Origin of the sequence: Pseudomonas mediterranea CFBP 5447 (assembly GCF_000774145.1) — a bacterium.
Classification (GTDB): Bacteria; Pseudomonadota; Gammaproteobacteria; order Pseudomonadales; family Pseudomonadaceae; genus Aquipseudomonas; species Aquipseudomonas mediterranea.
On sequence record NZ_KN322972.1, the window covers coordinates 1 to 514 of the forward strand.

The 514-nt window shown below is 66.3% G+C and carries 1 protein-coding gene; it reads left to right on the top strand.

Features of this window, described 5'->3' with window-relative positions; all coding sequences use genetic code 11:
• The coding region (locus N005_RS03005) for a phosphopantetheine-binding protein (protein WP_047699290.1) at positions 1-514 on the top strand (514 nt) is incomplete at both ends.

The window sequence follows — 514 nt, forward strand, 5'->3', positions numbered from 1 at the left end:
GCTGGCCGAGTACATGGTGCCCAGTGCCTTCGTGGTGTTGCTGTCCTTCCCGCTGACCGCCAACGGCAAGCTGGACCGTCGCGCCTTGCCGGCGCCGGACGCGGACGCCTATGCCAGCCATGAATACGAAGCTCCGCAGGGCGAGATCGAAACCACCCTGGCCCAACTCTGGGCTGAAGTGCTCAAGGTCGAGCAGATCGGTCGTCACGATCACTTCTTCGAACTGGGCGGTCATTCGCTATTGGCGGTGACCCTGATCGAACGCATGCGCCAGGCCGGTCTGAGCGCCGACGTGCGCGTGCTGTTCAGCCAGCCGACCCTGGCGGCACTGGCGGCTGCCGTTGGCAGCGGCAGGGAAGTCGAGGTGCCGGCGAATCTCATCGAGTCCGGCTGTGGGCGCATCACCCCGGCCATGCTGCCGTTGGTGAGCCTCGACCAGGAGACGATCGACCGGATCGTCGCCACCGTTCCGGGTGGCGCGTCCAATGTGCAGGACATCTACCCGCTGGCGCCG